This window comes from Haemophilus haemolyticus (genome assembly GCF_003490595.1).
Lineage (GTDB): Bacteria > Pseudomonadota > Gammaproteobacteria > Enterobacterales > Pasteurellaceae > Haemophilus > Haemophilus haemolyticus_L.
This window is the reverse complement of record NZ_QQGY01000009.1, coordinates 86,215-100,442: the sequence shown is the minus strand read 5'-3', so window position 1 is coordinate 100,442 and position 14,228 is coordinate 86,215. Positions and strand designations below refer to the sequence as shown.

Genomic DNA, 14,228 nt, shown 5'->3' with positions numbered 1-14,228 from the left:
ATGCTGTCAGAGATTATTTGGATTACTATAATCATCGACGGATTCAACTAAAATTAAAAGGACTGAGTCCGATACAATATCGAAAACAATCCTTTAAATAACAGTCTAACTTTTTGGGGTCAGATCATTTTTACCGCTCTTTTGGCTTATTTATTGACTGATGATTAGATTTCATTATATTAAAACTCTTTTCATTTTTTTACATAGGATAATTTATGGCGCACTCAGCTCAAAAAGCGCAAAAGCGAGAGACTTTTTCTGGTCGTCGTGCATTTATTATGGCCGCGATTGGTTCGGCCGTCGGTCTTGGTAATATTTGGCGTTTCCCTTATACCACTTATGAAAATGGTGGTGGAGCATTTATCATCCCTTACCTTATCGCGTTGTTAACCGCAGGGATTCCTCTTTTATTCTTAGATTATGCCATTGGGCACCGTCATCGTGGTGGCGCGCCACTTTCTTATCGCCGTTTTAGTGCACACTTTGAAGTGTTTGGCTGGTGGCAAATGATGGTAAATGTCATCATCGGACTATATTACGCCGTGGTATTAGGTTGGGCAGCAAGCTATACATATTTTTCTTTCACTGGTGCGTGGGGTGATAAGCCTATTGATTTCTTCATCGGCGAATTTTTAAAAATGGGCGATATTAAAAATGGTATCAGCTTTGAATTTGTTGGTATGGTAACCGCACCATTAATTGCGATGTGGATTGTTGCCTTAGGCGTACTTTCTATGGGCGTCCAAAAAGGAATTGCTAAGGTCTCCTCAGTATTAATGCCAGTGCTCGTTGTAATGTTTATGGCGCTTGTGATTTATTCCTTATTCTTACCCGGCGCGGCAAAAGGTTTAGATGCGTTATTTACACCAGATTGGACAAAATTATCCAACCCGAGTGTGTGGATTGCCGCTTATGGACAAATCTTCTTCTCTCTTTCAATCGGCTTTGGGATTATGGTGACTTACGCCTCTTATCTTAAAAAAGAATCCGATTTAACGGGAAGTGGTTTAGTTGTAGGTTTTGCTAACAGTAGCTTTGAAGTATTAGCGGGTATCGGTGTATTTGCAGCATTAGGTTTTATTGCAACTGCGCAAGGTCAAGAAGTGAGTGAAGTGGCAAAAGGTGGAATTGGTTTAGCATTTTTCGCGTTCCCAACCATCATCAACAAAGCACCATTTGGCGAAGTGCTAGGCGTGTTATTCTTTGGTTCATTAACCTTTGCCGCATTGACTTCATTCATCTCAGTTATCGAAGTAATTATTTCCGCAATTCAGGATAAAATTCGCATTAGCCGTGGGAAAGTAACATTCATCGTTGGTGTACCAATGATGTTAGTTTCTGTCATTTTATTTGGTACGACAACTGGCTTACCAATGTTAGATGTGTTCGACAAATTCGTGAACTATTTCGGTATTGTTGCCGTAGCATTTGCTTCTTTAATTGCGATTGTGGCAAATGAAAAACTCGGTTTATTAGGTAATCACTTAAACGAAACATCATCTTTCAAAGTAGGTTTCTTCTGGCGTTTATGTATTGTATTAACGAGTGGCGTTTTAGCATTCATGCTTTTCAGCGAAGGGGCAAAAGTCTTCTCTGAAGGTTACGAAGGTTATCCAAACTGGTTTGTAAACACCTTTGGTTGGGGGATGTCTATTAGCTTACTTGTCGTGGCGTTCTTCCTCTCTCGCTTAAAATGGAAAAGCGACACCAAATTAACGATTGATGAAACTAAAGGAGAATAAAATGACTACTGGTGCAATTATTATGATGATCGTGTCTCTCGCGTTAGTATGGGGCGGATTAATTTATGCCCTAATTCGATTACCAAAAGAAGAATAATCATAAATCTGACCGCACGTTGATCTGTCCCCCCAAATTTGGACTAAATAACCAATTGATTAAGGTGTAGGGTATTAACAAACATTATTCAATATTATTTAAGGGGCTGAAGCAGATTAACATAATTGATAATCTACTTTAGCCTCTAATATTTTTAATGTTTATATATAAGATATGATAGATGAGAATAAAAAAGCGACCTACTTTCACATAAGTCGCTTTGGGGGATAACCTAACTAAGTATGTTTAGGTCTGAAGAAAATCATCGTAAAGATTTGCCAGAAGAAGGCGAGTGCGCCTAATATAAATACAACATCACCTACTATACGAATCCACCGCAATGTATCGAATAATGATTGTTGCATAAATTCTTCACTACGTGCATACCATAAGCCTTCTGAGATACTTGCATATCCTTGGATAACGCCGATAGGTAGTAAGCTCGACACGATCATGAGTACTAAACCACCGTTTAATAACCAGAAGCCCCATTTCATTAATTTATCGTTAAATGGTGTATTTGGACGTAAGTAACGAGCGATTAAGAATACGAAGCCTAATGCTAAGAAGCCATACACGCCGAATAATGCTGCGTGAGCGTGAACAGCAGTTGTGTTCAAGCCTTGAACATAGTAGAGTGAAATTGGTGGGTTGATTAAGAAACCAAATACACCAGCACCTAACATATTCCAAAATGCAACGGCTACGAAGCAGTAAAGAGGCCATTTTAAGCGTTCCATCCAAGGTGCTTTTTGTTTCATAGCCCAGTGTTCCCAAGCTTCGTGACCTAATAATACTAACGGTACCACTTCAAGCGCAGAGAAAGAAGCACCTACAGCAATGATTGGGGTTGTTGCACCCGCGAAGTATAGATGGTGGAACGTACCTGGAATACCACCGATTAAGAACAATGCCGCTTCAGTAATGGTTGCCACCGTCGCAGTACGACGTGAAACTAAACCTAAACTTACAAAAATGAATGAAAGCGCTGCTACAGAGAATACTTCAAAGAAGCCTTCTACCCATAGGTGAACCACCCACCAGCGCCAGTATTCCATCACAGAAATGTGAGTGTGCTCGCCGTAGAATAATGCTGGACCATAGAACAAACCGATTGCAATTACGGAAGCGAAGAACAATGCCAATAAGTTTTTGTCTCCTGGTTGTTTGAATGCGTTCACTGTACCGCGAAGCATTAAGACTAACCAGAATAAGATACCTGCAAATTTTACCGCTTGCCAGAAACGACCTAAGTCAATGAATTCGTAACCTTGATGACCGAACATAAAGCTCCATTCTTCAGGAAGAATATGAGCAATTGCTAAGTAGCTACCAGTGAATGAACCTATTACTAATACTACTAATGCCCAGTATAGAACATCCACACCCAATTTTTGAAATTTCGGATCTTTACCGCCATTAATGATTGGTGCAAGGAATAAACCGCCAGCTAAGAATGCCATCGCAATCCAGAATAAGGCTGATTGAATATGCCAAGTACGTATTAATGAATAAGGAAAATATTGGGAAATATCAATACCGTAAAATTCTTGCCCCTCAACAGTGTAGTGAGCAACAATCGCCCCTAAGTTCACTTGCAGTAAGAATAATGCAAGCACAGTGAAGAGGTATTTACCTAACGAACGTTGAGAAGGGGTAAGTTGTAATTTTGTAAGTGGATCGAACTCAGGTGTTGCTGGTTCTTTTTCATCTTCACGTTTTTTAAATGACCAAATCCATACCACAAAACCAATACCTGCAATGAGGAATACCACACTCGCAATAGACCAAATCACATTTTCAGGTGTTGGCACGTTATTAATTAACGGCTCGTGTGGCCAGTTGTTGGTATAGCTTGCATTTGTATTTGGACGTTCAGCTGATGCAGTCCACGCAGTCCAGAAGAAGAATTTAGTTAAGTCTTTACGCGCTTGTAAATCAGGAAGCGTGTTATCCTTCATCGCAAAGTGTTCACGAGTCACTTTGGTAGTAGGATCATCGCCGTATAAAGAAATGTAGTATTGTGCAGTTTTTTCCATTGCCGCTAAACGGGTGTTAGAAAGCACAACGGTGCCGTTTTCAACTTTGCTGCCGCGATATTCTTTGGTTAAACGCGCTTTTAATAAAGTTTGTTGTTCATCATTTAAATCTGCAAAGTTTTTACTAAACTCTTGATTCGCTGTAATGTCCAACCAATTAGTTAATTCACGGTGAAGCCAATCTGCCGTCCAGTCTGGTGCTTGATATGCACCGTGCCCCCAAACAGAACCCACTTGCATACCGCCAGTAGTTTGCCAAGCTGTTTGACCATGTAAAATTTCATCGTGAGTAATCACTTTTTCACCTGATTCTGAAACATATTGTTGTGGAATTGGTGGTGCTTCACGATAAACTTCAAACCCATAGTAACCGAGAATGGAGAATGCCCCAATCAATACGGCGACTAATAGGTACCAGAACTTTTTATACTGTCCCATTTTATCACTCCTAGGTTATTGAAAAATTAACTTCCTATTTAAAATCATAGGTAAATATTTTACACAAAGCAAAATACCCGACTAATTATATCGGGTATTTGAACACCATAATAATACCTCAAATAAAGTAATTGACTAAATTAGTAGGTTATTTTTGATTGAGGTCATCAAAAAACCGCAGCTAAAAAATGTTTTAACAGTTCTTCAATTTACAAAAGTATTGCTTTTCTACTAGAAGTAGTAGTTAATTTAAGTATGTAAGAAAAGGTTTAAAAATTTGAGTTTGGTGTAAGATATCAATGTTTAAGTTAATTTATGTACAGTCTAAATTTATAATAGTGGATTTACTTTGACTAAGTGCAGTTATTTTTTATGTCCGTGGAGTTAGAATGAAAAAATATTTCTTGTCATTATTTGCCTTACCTATTTTTTGTTTTGCTCAAGAAGAACCTATAAATCCGGCATTGCTTGGATTGGGTCAAGCTTTCTTTTTTGATAAATCACTTTCTCACAATAAAACACAGAGTTGCTCTACTTGCCATATGCCCGCAGCGGCTTTTGCGGATTTACGCAAAAACGATATCAATAAAATGGTTTCACAAGGTGATGATCCGACAAAGTTTGGTAATCGCAACACACCAACAGCCATTTATGCAAAATATTCCCCTGATTTTCATTTCGATGAAAAAATTAAGGATTATGTTGGCGGTCAGTTCTGGGATGGTCGAGCAAAACATTTAGCTGAGCAGGCGGGGGGACCTCCACTCAATCCTGTTGAAATGGGCATGAAAGACAAAGCCAGTGTGGTGAAACGTATTGCCGAAAATCAAGCAGTGAAAGATTACATTACCAAGCATTGGGGCGAGGAAATTTGGCAAGATGATGAGAAAATTTACGCCATTATGGAACAGGCACTTGCTGCATTTCAGCAATTAGATTTGTTTGCTCAATTCAGTTCTAAATATGACCGCACTTTGGCAGGGCAAGATAAATTTACTGAGCAAGAGGCATTAGGAAAGGCGTTATTTTTTGATAAAGAAAAAACAACTTGTAGTAATTGCCATCAGCTGAATGAAAAAGATCATCGTGAAGAAACTTTTACAAATTATCGTTATTTCAATCTTGGTGTACCGAAAAATGAGGCATTGATTGCTCACAATAAATTAAGCGAAGATTGGGTGGATAATGGATTGTTAGATAATCCAATGGTGAAAGGTGATATCGCTCAAAAGGGCAAATTTAAAGTGCCGACATTGCGTAATGTAGCAGTTACTGCACCTTATATGCATAACGGTGTATTTAAAGAGCTGCGCACTGTATTATTATTTTTGGATAGCCATAACAACCCTGAGCGTAAAATTAATCCCGAAACCGGCAAACCTTGGGCGGCAGCAGAATATGCTCCAACGATAAGCAATAGTGATCTTAAAGGTAAACCGCTTACTGATGCAGAAATTGATGCATTGGAAGCGTTTTTGAAAACGTTGACTGATGCAGCCTATGATAAGGGCGGTGAGTGAGATAATTTCACCGCACTTAAAGCTAAAATTTAACTCACATTTCTATGTTACAATTTACGGCATTATGTTAAGGGGGATATATGTCAGAGAATTTGTGGCTTTTTAGCTTGTTAGCAATCGTTGTTTTATTGATTTTATTGCTTATTCTACGCCAACAAAAATATACACATCTTTATCAAGAATTATCGAAAACGACTCAATATTACAATCAACTTGCCAGTAAATTTGATGAACTTAGTAGCATTAAAAACCAGTTTGAACAACAAACAATTAAAGTACAGACTGAAAATCAAGGGCTGCAATATCGTTTAACTGAACGTGATGAACAAATACATCATCTTACACAAGAACGACAAAATTTGACTGAAAAATTGACCGCACTTTCTCAAGAATTAACGGGGTTACAAACAACCTTAGCAGAGAAAGAAAAATATTTTTCCGCGCAACAACAAAACTTTGAACAATCTAAGCAACAGTTGGGCGTGGAATTTCAAAATCTAGCCAATCGGATTTTGGATGAAAAAAGTCGATCATTTAGTCAATCAAATCAAACGGCATTGGAAACCTTGCTCAAGCCTTTCCGTGAGCAAATTGAAGGTTTCCAAAAACGGGTCAATGAAATTCACTCCGAATCGGTAAAAGGTAATGCAGGCTTGGAAGCGGAAATCAAAAAAGTGCTGGAAATTGGTCTGAATATGTCGCAAGAGGCGAGTAATTTAACTTCTGCGCTGAAAGGCGAAAAGAAAACGTTAGGTAACTGGGGTGAAGTGCAATTAGAACAAGCTTTGCAACTGGCTGGGCTTGAAGAAAATGTGCATTACCGTGCCCAAGCGCATTTTAAAGATGAACAAGGCGGGCGCAATTATCCAGATTTTGTGTTAAATCTACCTGATGAAAAGCACTTAATTATCGACAGCAAAATGTCGCTGGTGGCTTACGAAAGTGCGGTAAATTCTGAGGATGATTTTGAACGTGAGCGTTTACTAAAAGAACATATTTCTGCATTGAAAACCCATATTAATGATTTGCATAAAAAAGATTACAGTAATCTTATTGGCATGCGTAGCCCGAATTTTGTTCTCATGTTTATTGCAGTGGAACCCGCGTATATTGAGGCTTTAAAATCTGATCCTGCTTTATTTAATTACGGTTATGAACGTAATGTAATTATGGTCTCTCACACTACCTTAATGCCGATTTTACGCACCGTGGCAAACCTCTGGCGCATCGAACGCGGTAATACCGAGGCAAAAGAAATCGCTGAAAAAGCGGGTGATATTTATAACCAAATTTGCTTGGTCGCAGAACGTTTAAGTAAGCTCGGCAATACGCTTTCCACCGTCAGCAACCAATACAACCACACAGTCACCGCACTTGTTGGCCAACAAGGTTTAGTTGGCAAAGTAGAACGATTTAAAACCCTTTCCGCAAAAGCAAATAAAACGATGCCAGATGTGGAGTTGTTAAATAATCAGGTGGATTTGGCTAGGTTGACGACATTAGAGCAGAGAAATGAATAAAATATTGCTATTTTCAAAAAAACTGCTATTTTCTTGCGGTTTTTTTGTTTATTTAACCCACTATTTAATTTAGGAATAAAATCGAATGGAAGAAAACAAACCTGTTGATCCTTATGCGAAATATAACGAACAATCGAATATTATCGCGAAAATAATTTTTGCTAGTCGCTGGTTGCAAGTACCGATTTATTTGGGCTTAATTGTCACCCTTGCAATCTACTCTTATAAGTTTATTAAAGGCTTATGGGCATTGGTGATTAATGTCAATGAGATGGATTCCAACACGATTATGTTGGGTGTGTTGAATTTGATTGATGTCGTGATGATCGCAAACTTGCTTGTGATGGTAACTATCGGTGGCTATGAAATTTTTGTATCCAAATTGCGTACGCGTAATCATCCTGATCAACCAGAATGGATGAGTCATGTAAATGCGACTGTATTGAAGGTTAAACTTTCTATGTCTATTATCGGCATTTCATCTATCCATATGTTGCAAACCTTTGTGAACGCGAGCAATACGCCAGAAAAAACGATGATGTGGCAATTGTTGTTGCACTTGGGCTTTTTAGTTTCGGCAATTGCTTTGGCTTATACGGACAAAATTTTGTATAGCACAAGCCATAAAACGCATTAAAAATTTACCGCATTTTTTAAAGCACTAAAAATAAAAATCTTAGCGTTTTTTGTTAATGTTCGGTAATGATAACTTATATGTCGTTTGTTTTTTCATCAAATTATAAATATAATATATTGACATTTTAATATTGAATAATACTTATGCTAAATGGGTTTGAATGGGATCGTAATAAAGCAGAACTCAATAAAATTAAACATGGTATAAGCTTTGAAGAAGCGATGACAGTATTTTATGATGATTATGCATTGTTAATACCCGATCCAGAGCATTCTTTTTATGAAGAACGTTTTTTATTGTTAGGACGTAGTGAAAAAAATAATACACTTGTGGTTGTTCATTGTGAACGAGATGAGAATATTCGGATTATTTCAGCTCGCTTAGCAACTATTTATGAAAGCAAACAATATAAGGAGAATTTATGATGAAAGATGAATATGATTTTTCTCAGGGGATTCGTAACCCTTATGCGGGACAATTGAAAGCGAAAAAAATGGTGACAATTCGTTTAGACGATGATGCGGTTGATTACTTTAAGGCATTATCTAAAGAGGTAGGTATTCCTTATCAAACTTTAATTAATGCCTATTTAAAAGATTGCGCAATAAATCATCGTAAACTGAATATGATTTGGCGTTAAAAAAGCACCGTTCAAAATTGAACGGTGTTTTTATATTATTAACCCACGACAAATGGCAAGTAACCCGCACGAATCGCAAATGGAATGGATGTAATGATTACGCCTAATACCAATACGATAATTAAAGTCAGATTTCCTCCCCATACTTTGTATGGCAAATTAGCGTGGGCACGACGAGCTTTCCAAACAAGGCTAACTGGCAATACTACGGCATAGAATGCAAACATTTGACCTGCATAGCCTAGCGCTAAAATAAAACCTTCAGGATAGAAAAGCGCAAAGACGAGTGGTGGAATGAATGTCATTAAGCCAAGGGATATACGCCCTGCAGAAATATTAAAAGATCGTTTTAATAAATCTTCGATACATTCCAACAAGCCAAGCCCTACGCCTAAGAAAGAGGTAACCAGCGCCAAAGTTGAGAATAATTTTACCGCACCTGCGATCATGTTACTTCCTGTGATAGCAAGCGTTGCTTTTACTAAACCATTTAAGGTGGCATCTTCTTTTAAGATTTGTAAGAACTCATTTTGTGTGAGCAAACCATGAGTGGACATTTGCCACAAAATATAAGCGCAAAGGGTAATGGCTGAACCCGCCAAAATAGAAATGCGTAATGCTTTTACGTTGCCATCTAAGTATTTATTTAAACTTGGAATGGAGCCGTGGAAACCAAATGCCGTGAAAAATACAGGGCTTGCAGAGATAATTAAAGCATTATCAATTGGCGTCGCCATTAAGTTATCAAATTTGATTTCTGGCAACATTAAGCTTAACACCACGGCAAAGGCTGCAAGCATAACGAAAAATAACACGCGATTAATTTTATCTACGCTATGTGTACCGATGACGATAAATGAACCGAAAATCACGGTAAATAATAAGATGCTAACTTTATCGCCAAAACTTTCAGGCAATAAATCTTTTAGTAGTGAACCGCCACCGCTGACATAAGCGGCAATTAATGCGTATAAGAAAATAATTAGCACTGCCGTGGCAATAATGCGTCCTGCTTTACCAAAATATTGTTCAGCGAGTGTACCGATACCCGCATCACTTTCCGCAGTTTGATAGAGCTCAACGAATAAAAGTGCGCTAAAAGTTAATAATGCCCAAAGCCCTAATAATAAGACTAAAGTAAAGCCGAATCCGATACCTGCAGAAGTGAGTGGCATAGCCAACATTCCCGCGCCAATCATCGTACCGGCAACAAGAAGTGTGCTGCCTACAGTTTTGTTCATGTTTGCTTCCTTATTATGTAATAATAAATTTACGGTGATTGTATTTTAAAATTTACACCATGTAAATAACAGAATACAAAATATCTTTATTATTTACCGCACTTTTCTTTTCCCTTTCTGTGTTCATCTCGTTACAATACTTAGCAAATCAACTAAGACAGAGATAAGACAAAATAGGAGAGCTTATGATTTACAGTATGACCGCCTTTGCGCGCCTTGAAGTAAAAAAAGATTGGGGCGATGCAGTATGGGAAATTCGTTCCGTTAACCAACGTTATTTAGAAAACTTTTTCCGTTTGCCAGAGCAATTTCGTGGATTAGAAAACACGTTGCGTGAGAAACTTCGTCAAAGTCTTACTCGCGGTAAAATTGAATGTTCTTTGCGCATTGAAACGAAAAAACAAACAAATGCAGAATTGAATTTAAATAAAGAGCTTGCGAATCAAGTGATTCAGTCTTTGCAATGGATTAAAACTCAAGCTGGAGAAGGTGAAATTAATTTGACAGACGTGTTGCGTTATCCCGGTGTGGTGGAAGCGCAAGAGCAAGACTTAGATGCGATTAGTCAAGATTTGTTGACAGCCTTTGATGATTTACTGACAGATTTTATTGCAATGCGTGGTCGTGAAGGGGAGAAACTGAACGATATTATTCAACAACGCTTAGATGCTATTGCCGTGGAAGCGGATAAAGTGCGGTTACAAATGCCGGCAGTTTTACAATGGCAACGTGAACGTTTATTGCAACGTTTTGAAGATGCTCAAGTGAATCTTGATCCGCAACGTGTGGAACAAGAAATGATTTTACTCGCTCAACGCGTTGATGTGGCGGAAGAACTTGATCGTTTACAAATGCACGTGAAAGAAACCACGAATATTTTGAAAAAAGGCGGTGCAGTTGGTCGTAAATTAGATTTTATGATGCAAGAGTTGAATCGTGAATCGAATACGCTTGCGTCTAAATCCATTAATGCGGATATCACGGCTTCTGCGGTTGAGCTAAAGGTGCTTATCGAACAAATGCGTGAGCAAATTCAGAATTTAGAATAGGAAAGCAGAATGTCTCAATTTATTTCTCTTACTCAATATCAACTGATTGAGGCACATGGTGCGGATGCAGAAAAATATTTGCAAGGGCAGTTAACAACGGATGTTGTGCGATTAGCAAGTGGCGCAACGACGCTTACTGCTCACTGCGATCCAAAAGGTAAAATGAATGCAATTTACCGTTTGTTCAAAGTAAGTAGTGAACAATTCTTTTTGCTTATTAAGAAAGATCTTCTGCCAAGTGGGCTAGATGCCTTGAAAAAATATGCGGTATTTTCAAAAGTGAGTTTTGATTTACGTGATTGGCAAATCATTGGCGTGATAGGTGAAAAATGTGGAAAAATTACACTGCACTTTTCATGGGAAATTGATGGGCAGCGTTCAATTTTATTGAATGAAAGTGAATTATCTGTAAATTTTAATGGTGATGAAAAAATTTGGGATGTCGCAGATATTCAAGCAGGATTGCCAAATTTAAGCCCGCAAACGCAAAATGAATTTATCCCACAAGCGCTAAATTTACAGGCTATTGAGCAGGCCATTTCTTTTACTAAAGGTTGCTATATTGGACAAGAAACGGTAGCTCGTGCGAAATATCGTGGTGCGAATAAACGCGCAATGTTTGTCTTTAAAGCACAACCCCAGCAGGAAGTGGAAATTGGCAGTGAAATTGAAATGCAGATTGAATCTAATTGGCGAAAAACAGGCACGATTACAAGTGCGGTCAATTTAGACGGTGTTTTATGGTTGCAAGTTGTGATGAATAACGACATTGATTCGGAACAACAATTTAGATTGCCGAATAGTGAAATACTGTTAGAGCGAGTGCAGTTGCCTTATTCGATTACTGAATAATAACAATCCGCAGGTAAAACCTGCGGATTGTTATTTCTTACGTTTCGCTCTTGGATGAGCCTGATCGTACACTTCCGCCAGATGTTGAAAATTTAAGTGAGTATAAATTTGTGTGGTAGAAAGGTTGCTATGCCCAAGCAATTCTTGTACCGCACGCAAATCTGAACTGGCTTCCAACATATGCGTCGCAAAAGAATGCCGCAGTTTGTGTGGATTAAGATGGCTATTTAAGCCTTGACGAATTCCCCAAGTTTCCAAACGTTTTTGAATAGCTCGATGAGAAATACGATGTCCAAGCTGGCTAACAAATAACGCCTCATCTTTTGGGTTAAATAATGCCCGCACTTTTAACCATTCTTGAATGGCATGCGAAGCGTAACGCCCAAACGGCACCACACGCTCTTTGTTGCCTTTCCCAATAACACGCACTTCCCGCACACGAGTATTAATGCTGTTTAAATCTAAGCCTTGTAATTCAGATAAACGTAAACCTGAACTATACATTAATTCCAAAATAGCACGATCACGAATATCAATCGGCTCTTTGCTATCGTTGGCAAGCAACTGTTGAACTTGTTCACCATCCATATTTTTCGGTAAATGCTTGCCTTGTTTCGGTGCGGAAATACCTGTGGCGGGATTTACTTTCAATTCACCTTGTTGCACCAAAAAACTAAGAAATCGCCGCAATGCGGATAAACGCAAAGCCAAGCTTTTTTCTTTTAAGCCTTGTTTTTTGCTTTCCGCCAAAATAAAGCGCACCACGCTGGGTGTCACTTGTGCCCAAGCATGAATATCTTGTTGCGCTAAGATTTTGATGATGGCATCAAGTTGATGTTGATAATTGGTGAGCGTGTGCGGGCTCATTTGGCGTTCAATCCGCAAATAATCCCAATAACGATTTAACGCGGTTAGCATTACAAACTCAATTCAAATAAACGTTCTTTCGGGTTTAATTTAAACCCTTCCGATTCCAACATTGAATATTGATTTTGCGCTAATTCTGCCACTAAACGATTGGATTGCGTGAAATGCACAAAGTCTTTTGCTTTAGAAATTAACGCCGCATAAATCTCCGTTTGTTGCGCATGTTCTAACACAAAAATATCGGTGATTTGCCAATAGCGTTGTAATTGTAAAGAAGAAAGGCGAGGGAAAAGCTGCACAAAGCCGATAGCCTTTTCATTTTCATCCACTGCAATAAAAAACAGGCTTTCATTAAAACGCATGCGATTAGTTAAAAAAGCCAAGGTGCGTTCTGGATTCTCTGCTTGTCCATAGGCTTGGCGATAGGCTTCAAAAAGAGGAAGAAGCACGTCAATATTCCATTGTTCAGCTTTGAAAAGTTTCATAATTGGTTATTTTTTATTGGTTCCATACAGGTAATTGTAGCTTTTTAGCACAAGATAATCATCTTTCTATGAGAATTTTTTTAATTTTATGATCTTCTGCAAAGAATCGTGGCGAAATTTTGGTATAGTAAGCAAGTTAATTTTATCAACTATGGAGAAACAAAAATGGCACGTCGTCCTTTAGTTATGGGTAACTGGAAATTAAACGGTTCCAAAGCGTTCACCAAAGAATTAATCGAGGGATTAAAAGCAGAATTACATGATGTAACAGGTTGTGATGTGGCAATTGCCCCCCCTGTTATGTATTTAGGTACGGCTGAAGCAGCACTTTCTGGTTGTGGTTGCAGCTGTGGCGGTAAAAGTGTGGTTCAATTAGGTGCACAAAACGTAGATATCAATGTGAAAGGTGCATTTACTGGTGATATTTCTAGCGAAATGTTAAAAGATTTCGGTGCAAAATATATCATTATTGGTCACTCTGAACGCCGCACTTATCATAAGGAAAGCGACGAATTTGTGGCGAAAAAATTCGCTGCACTTAAAGAAGCAGGCTTAGTGCCAGTATTATGTATTGGTGAAACTGAAGCTGAAAATGAAGCTGGAAAAACAGAAGAAGTGTGTGCACGTCAAATTGATGCGGTGATCAACGCATTAGGCGTAGAAGCATTCAATGGCGCAGTGATCGCATACGAACCAATCTGGGCGATTGGTACTGGTAAATCTGCGACTCCAGCACAAGCACAAGCCGTTCATGCATTTATCCGTCGCCACATCGCAGCAAAATCACAAGCCGTGGCAGACCAAGTAATTATTCAATACGGCGGTTCTGTAAATGATGCAAATGCAGCTGAATTATTTACTCAGCCAGACATCGACGGTGCATTAGTAGGTGGCGCATCATTAAAAGCCCCAGCATTTGCAGTAATTGTAAAAGCAGCGGCAGCAGCGAAAAATTAATTTTTAGTTAATGAAAAGTGCGGTAAAAATCAGCCGCGCCTAAAAACCTAGATTATTTACTTAAGGACTGACGAGCATATTGTATTAGACTCAGTCCTTTTAATTTCAGTTGAATTCATCGACAATTCCCTCCACCAAATAATC

At 38.5% G+C, this 14,228-nt stretch carries 15 protein-coding genes; 11 read left to right on the top strand and 4 right to left on the bottom strand.

All coding sequences use genetic code 11. The features are described 5' to 3' along the window. The 3 genes from DV415_RS08230 to DV415_RS08220 all read left to right on the top strand — a co-directional run. The coding region (locus DV415_RS08230; RefSeq protein ID WP_133253116.1) for an IS3 family transposase at positions 1-101 on the top strand (101 nt) is incomplete at its 5' end. A gap of 114 nt (positions 102-215) precedes the next feature. After that, entirely contained in the window at positions 216-1,742 is a 1,527-nt protein-coding gene (locus DV415_RS08225; protein WP_118790888.1) for a sodium-dependent transporter, read from the top strand. A 1-nt stretch (position 1,743) separates the two neighbouring features. Continuing rightward, the gene (locus DV415_RS08220) at positions 1,744-1,839 is read left to right on the top strand and encodes a methionine/alanine import family NSS transporter small subunit (RefSeq protein WP_114908471.1); all 96 of its coding nucleotides are present in this window, start codon (positions 1,744-1,746) and stop codon (positions 1,837-1,839) included. A gap of 236 nt (positions 1,840-2,075) precedes the next feature. Here the strand turns inward: DV415_RS08220 and DV415_RS08215 are convergent, their stop codons facing one another. Continuing rightward, positions 2,076-4,316: a nitric-oxide reductase large subunit gene (locus DV415_RS08215; RefSeq protein WP_118790887.1), complete on the bottom strand. Its 2,241-nt coding sequence runs from the start codon at positions 4,314-4,316 to the stop codon at positions 2,076-2,078. Positions 4,317-4,705: 389 nt separating this feature from the next. Between DV415_RS08215 and DV415_RS08210 the strand changes: the two genes are divergently transcribed. From DV415_RS08210 to DV415_RS08190, 5 genes are all read left to right on the top strand, one after another. Beyond that, on the top strand, positions 4,706-5,836 hold the full coding sequence (locus DV415_RS08210; protein ID WP_118790886.1) for a cytochrome-c peroxidase: 1,131 nt from the start codon (positions 4,706-4,708) through the stop codon (positions 5,834-5,836). Between the two features lie 80 nt (positions 5,837-5,916). Continuing rightward, positions 5,917-7,356 carry a DNA recombination protein RmuC gene (locus tag DV415_RS08205; RefSeq protein WP_118790885.1) on the top strand — a complete coding sequence of 480 codons (1,440 nt, stop codon included), beginning with the start codon at positions 5,917-5,919 and terminating at the stop codon, positions 7,354-7,356. Positions 7,357-7,441: 85 nt separating this feature from the next. Beyond that, complete coding sequence (locus tag DV415_RS08200) at positions 7,442-7,993, top strand: TIGR00645 family protein (RefSeq protein WP_005635695.1); 552 nt, start codon at positions 7,442-7,444, stop codon at positions 7,991-7,993. 143 nt (positions 7,994-8,136) lie between these two features. Further along, positions 8,137-8,418 (top strand): BrnT family toxin, encoded by a 282-nt coding sequence (locus DV415_RS08195; RefSeq protein WP_005632698.1) that lies wholly within the window; start codon positions 8,137-8,139, stop codon positions 8,416-8,418. Continuing rightward, positions 8,415-8,633, top strand: a complete 219-nt coding sequence (locus tag DV415_RS08190; RefSeq protein ID WP_239990918.1) for a BrnA antitoxin family protein — start codon at positions 8,415-8,417, stop codon at positions 8,631-8,633. Before DV415_RS08195 ends, DV415_RS08190 begins: the two co-directional genes overlap by 4 nt. A 38-nt stretch (positions 8,634-8,671) precedes the next feature. Here the strand turns inward: DV415_RS08190 and DV415_RS08185 are convergent, their stop codons facing one another. After that, on the bottom strand, positions 8,672-9,874 hold the full coding sequence (locus tag DV415_RS08185; RefSeq protein WP_118790884.1) for an aromatic amino acid transporter: 1,203 nt from the start codon (positions 9,872-9,874) through the stop codon (positions 8,672-8,674). Between the two features lie 185 nt (positions 9,875-10,059). On the opposite strand from DV415_RS08185, the gene DV415_RS08180 reads away from it, so the two are divergent. Continuing rightward, on the top strand, positions 10,060-10,923 hold the full coding sequence (locus tag DV415_RS08180; RefSeq protein WP_118790883.1) for a YicC/YloC family endoribonuclease: 864 nt from the start codon (positions 10,060-10,062) through the stop codon (positions 10,921-10,923). 9 nt (positions 10,924-10,932) lie between these two features. Next, a complete protein-coding gene (ygfZ, locus tag DV415_RS08175) occupies positions 10,933-11,775 on the top strand; it encodes a CAF17-like 4Fe-4S cluster assembly/insertion protein YgfZ (RefSeq protein WP_118790882.1) in 843 nt (280 codons plus the stop codon). Between the two features lie 30 nt (positions 11,776-11,805). On the opposite strand, the gene xerC is transcribed toward ygfZ, so the two are convergent. After that, on the bottom strand, positions 11,806-12,693 hold the full coding sequence (gene xerC, locus DV415_RS08170) for a tyrosine recombinase XerC (protein ID WP_118794471.1): 888 nt from the start codon (positions 12,691-12,693) through the stop codon (positions 11,806-11,808). Continuing rightward, positions 12,693-13,127: a GNAT family N-acetyltransferase gene (locus DV415_RS08165; protein ID WP_005629228.1), complete on the bottom strand. Its 435-nt coding sequence runs from the start codon at positions 13,125-13,127 to the stop codon at positions 12,693-12,695. Before DV415_RS08165 ends, xerC begins: the two co-directional genes overlap by 1 nt. 165 nt (positions 13,128-13,292) lie before the next feature. Here DV415_RS08165 and tpiA point away from each other — a divergent pair, with 165 nt between their 5' ends. Beyond that, positions 13,293-14,084, top strand: coding sequence for a triose-phosphate isomerase (gene tpiA / locus DV415_RS08160; protein ID WP_118782524.1), 792 nt, complete (start codon positions 13,293-13,295; stop codon positions 14,082-14,084). Positions 14,085-14,228: the final 144 nt, after the last annotated feature.

What these genes read in the sequence shown, in the direction of transcription:
- tpiA (WP_118782524.1), top strand. Translation starts at nt 13,293, where the DNA reads ATGGCACGTCGTCCTTTAGTTATGGGTAACTGGAAATTAAACGGTTCC.
- DV415_RS08200 (WP_005635695.1), top strand. Translation starts at nt 7,442, where the DNA reads ATGGAAGAAAACAAACCTGTTGATCCTTATGCGAAATATAACGAACAA.
- DV415_RS08185 (WP_118790884.1), bottom strand. Translation starts at nt 9,874, where the DNA reads ATGAACAAAACTGTAGGCAGCACACTTCTTGTTGCCGGTACGATGATT.
- DV415_RS08205 (WP_118790885.1), top strand. Translation starts at nt 5,917, where the DNA reads ATGTCAGAGAATTTGTGGCTTTTTAGCTTGTTAGCAATCGTTGTTTTA.
- DV415_RS08165 (WP_005629228.1), bottom strand. Translation starts at nt 13,127, where the DNA reads ATGAAACTTTTCAAAGCTGAACAATGGAATATTGACGTGCTTCTTCCT.
- xerC (WP_118794471.1), bottom strand. Translation starts at nt 12,693, where the DNA reads ATGCTAACCGCGTTAAATCGTTATTGGGATTATTTGCGGATTGAACGC.
- DV415_RS08195 (WP_005632698.1), top strand. Translation starts at nt 8,137, where the DNA reads ATGCTAAATGGGTTTGAATGGGATCGTAATAAAGCAGAACTCAATAAA.
- DV415_RS08180 (WP_118790883.1), top strand. Translation starts at nt 10,060, where the DNA reads ATGATTTACAGTATGACCGCCTTTGCGCGCCTTGAAGTAAAAAAAGAT.
- DV415_RS08215 (WP_118790887.1), bottom strand. Translation starts at nt 4,316, where the DNA reads ATGGGACAGTATAAAAAGTTCTGGTACCTATTAGTCGCCGTATTGATT.
- DV415_RS08210 (WP_118790886.1), top strand. Translation starts at nt 4,706, where the DNA reads ATGAAAAAATATTTCTTGTCATTATTTGCCTTACCTATTTTTTGTTTT.
- ygfZ (WP_118790882.1), top strand. Translation starts at nt 10,933, where the DNA reads ATGTCTCAATTTATTTCTCTTACTCAATATCAACTGATTGAGGCACAT.
- DV415_RS08220 (WP_114908471.1), top strand. Translation starts at nt 1,744, where the DNA reads ATGACTACTGGTGCAATTATTATGATGATCGTGTCTCTCGCGTTAGTA.
- DV415_RS08225 (WP_118790888.1), top strand. Translation starts at nt 216, where the DNA reads ATGGCGCACTCAGCTCAAAAAGCGCAAAAGCGAGAGACTTTTTCTGGT.
- DV415_RS08190 (WP_239990918.1), top strand. Translation starts at nt 8,415, where the DNA reads ATGATGAAAGATGAATATGATTTTTCTCAGGGGATTCGTAACCCTTAT.